This window comes from Acetobacter tropicalis, assembly GCF_001580915.1.
GTDB lineage: Bacteria > Pseudomonadota > Alphaproteobacteria > Acetobacterales > Acetobacteraceae > Acetobacter > Acetobacter tropicalis.
Genome location: NZ_LHZQ01000097.1, coordinates 1 through 3,124, shown reverse-complemented (window position 1 = coordinate 3,124; position 3,124 = coordinate 1). Strand labels below are relative to the sequence as shown.

Annotated in this window: 2 protein-coding genes; both read left to right on the top strand. The window is 35.1% G+C overall.

Features of this window, described 5'->3' with window-relative positions:
- Positions 1–125: 125 nt before the first annotated feature.
- Positions 126–983: a CatB-related O-acetyltransferase gene (locus AD944_RS17535; protein WP_061474651.1), complete on the top strand. Its 858-nt coding sequence runs from the start codon at positions 126–128 to the stop codon at positions 981–983.
- A 274-nt stretch (positions 984–1,257) separates the two neighbouring features.
- Complete coding sequence (locus AD944_RS16555) at positions 1,258–2,898, top strand: hypothetical protein (protein ID WP_146881271.1); 1,641 nt, start codon at positions 1,258–1,260, stop codon at positions 2,896–2,898.
- Positions 2,899–3,124 lie beyond the last annotated feature (226 nt).

Here is a 3,124-nt window from a genome sequence, read left to right as displayed (position 1 = left end):
GAGCCAAGCGCATCAACCAACGGTTCTTCGATCCCTCCAAGTTTTTTAAAAAATATATTTAAAAACAACACGACTTTCTATATCAACTATTTACCCACTCTAATTTTCATTGAAAGGAAAAGATTATGAGTTTACGGAATGTTTTGATGAGCCGATATTGGATTTTTTTTGTTAACGGTTATAAGGCTGCGGATTATTTCAAGTTTAAATATAATGGAGAAATAAGAGGATATAAACATCCCAATGAATTTTATTGGTCTTTAAAAGAAGATGTATTGTATTTATATGATATTAATAAAATATTAAAAGCGCAATTACAATTTGTATACAGTAGTGATGAGAAGTGTATAATAAAAGGGGAATTTTTAGATGATCCAGAGAACATAAAATTTTGTTTTGAGTCACCCAGTAAGGAATATAGACCGAAAAAATTTTCTCCCACAAAAGACGCCTATCCTCATATGAAGATAGGCGACCATACATATGGAATCCCCGATATAATAGATGGGCCTCATGGGGAAGTTGTGATTGGTAAGTTTTGTTCTATAGCAGTCGGTGTTTCTATTGTAGCTGCAAACCATAACATGAATTTTGCAAGCACGTATCCATTTAAAACAATTTGGAATGAGCAGTGGAGATTTTTAGGGGATATTTTGGATCATACTTCCAAAGGAAAAACTACCATTGGAAATGATGTGTGGATTGGTAAATCTGCTTTTATTATGAACGGTGTGAAAATAGGGAGTGGTGCCGTAATAGGGGCTGGTTCTGTCGTAACTAAAGATATTCCTCCTTATGCGATTGTCGGCGGAAACCCAGCTAAACTGCTAAGGTTTAGGTTTGGCGAGCATATAATAAATAAGTTATTGCAAATAAAGTGGTGGGATTGGGAAGACGAAAAAATTGACGATTTTTTACCGTTAATTATGTCAGAAAATGTAGAACTTTTTATCCAAAAGGCTGAGGAGTCAAATAATTGTTGATTGAAGAGTTCGAAAAACCCCTTTTCCCACCCGTATAAAATCATAACCCATTGATATTGCTACTATAGGAAAAATCAAAATAGGGGTTATGATGCTGATGTAAGCGAGAAAGGAGGGTCTTTAGATCCCTCTAGGTTTTCTAATCCTCTATTTGGAGGATTAGAAAAACTTCTATTTTGAATTTTCGAGTGGTAGCAATATTAAGGAGTTACGATTGCTATCTGGCCGCAAAAGAAGGTTTTTAGAACTCTCCATTTTCTTAAGGAAAAATTAAATGTATAAAAAAATACTTTTAGCTTCTATTTTTCTAATTATATCAGACACATCATACTCTCAAAGTCTAATTGATAATACAAAAGAAGATAATTTAATAGTTTTAACAAAAAAAAACAGGTTAATTAATGTTAATTATTGGGAATCAATGAAGCCAAATTCTGTTTTAATAGGTGGTTTTTTAGACGATTCATCAAAATATATTAATTATAATAATAACGGTCAGTTAAATATTATTGGGATGGGAGATGGAAACGCGGGGCAAGGATGTCTACTATGTGTAATGGACACCACTAGATCTATAACTCATAGTATGCCTGGCCTGAATACAGCATGGCCTAATGGACCCAATGGCATAGCATCTTACGGTGTAGCAGATTCTAATGCATTTTATGATGGCGTAGAAAACAGGTTGCCCGATATGGTTCTTGATGTTTTATCCTATGACGCAAATAATGTCACATTAAAAAAACCATTGACAATTTCTCAAATGAGTAGAATACATCAGGGTATGTATATAATTTCAAATTCTATTGACAAAAACATACCAAAACCCATTTTTTCTAAAGTATTAAATCTTCCCAATGTTAATTATTATGCTTCTATAATCGAAAAAGTAGATGATCCAACGCATATTTCTGTTTCTGGTTGGGCTGTCCCCGGATCTGGGAATGGAAATTTAGGACAAGTGCCATCTACATTTTTTTTAGATACATTATGGACAAATTATGGTCGGCCTATAGTCGGCATAGGGGGTGTATCAGCGGTTGGCAATGCAAATTGGCGTATTGATCTTTCTCAAGAATCTCGTCCTAACTCTTTTGTACACCGTGCAGGATTTATAGAATTAGATTTTGGAAGTGATTATCCAGAAGGTACATATGCGGCCCAACTAATGAATTTTGAAGTTGGAGGAAATGCCCCTTCCGCCGATAGCTTTGTCATTCGAATGGATGCCATGAATTTTCCAACAATTCTAAACCTTGGGCTTGGTCCAAATGCTTGGGGTATAAAATCTTCCTCTTTTATGTTTCATGGCAATGCAGGAGTTTCCTACACTCAACCAGACTTTTTAATGGCTGAAAATGATGCTTTTTCTGATTCAGAAAATAACATTCGGTTATCTTCATACCTACATAAAAGAAAAAATGGTCCCAATGGGGTTTGGGGAACTGAGTTATATTTTGGAGCTTCTGCAGACGGCACACAAGGCGTATCTCCATATGTTGATACTAAAACTCAAAATATGGGGGCAATTGGTTTTAACATAGCAGGGAATTTAGGTGGCGTGTCCTTATGTTCATCTCCATCTGGAAGCAATAAATTACAGTGTAATAGTCAATTGCGCTCCTCAGGGGATTTTATACAAAAAGGCAATCTTACCGTTTCAAAAAATATTACAGCGAATACGTTTTCGACAAGGTCCTCATTAAATGGTGACATCATGTCTATCTTTGATTCAAATGGTAATCTGAATACTATCGGCACAGCATCTTTTAAAAAATTATTGATTCCTATAGGAACCCCTGCAAGCAGTACAGCTATATGCAAAAAAGGAGAAGTGGAAATGGATACATCTTATATTTATTTTTGTATAGAAAAAAACAAATGGCATAGAATGTCTAATGGAGAAACATGGTAAATTTTATAGTTCTGTACCATTAATTATGAATATTTGATTTTATTAATAATTTAACTACTGACGTGTCGTCAGTTAATGAGATCTGTGCGCATGTAGTAGATTTTTGGGGTGAATGGGGCTTTGTTGCGTAAATACGTGGAGGGTTCGAAAAACCCACTGGTTTTGGGTCTCTCTGTATGATTCCATTCCGCATGTCGTGATTTGAGGGATTGGCTCATGAATCAGC

Coding starts and splice junctions, on each gene's coding strand:
- AD944_RS17535 (WP_061474651.1), top strand. CDS start 126: ATGAGTTTACGGAATGTTTTGATGAGCCGATATTGGATTTTTTTTGTT.
- AD944_RS16555 (WP_146881271.1), top strand. CDS start 1,258: ATGTATAAAAAAATACTTTTAGCTTCTATTTTTCTAATTATATCAGAC.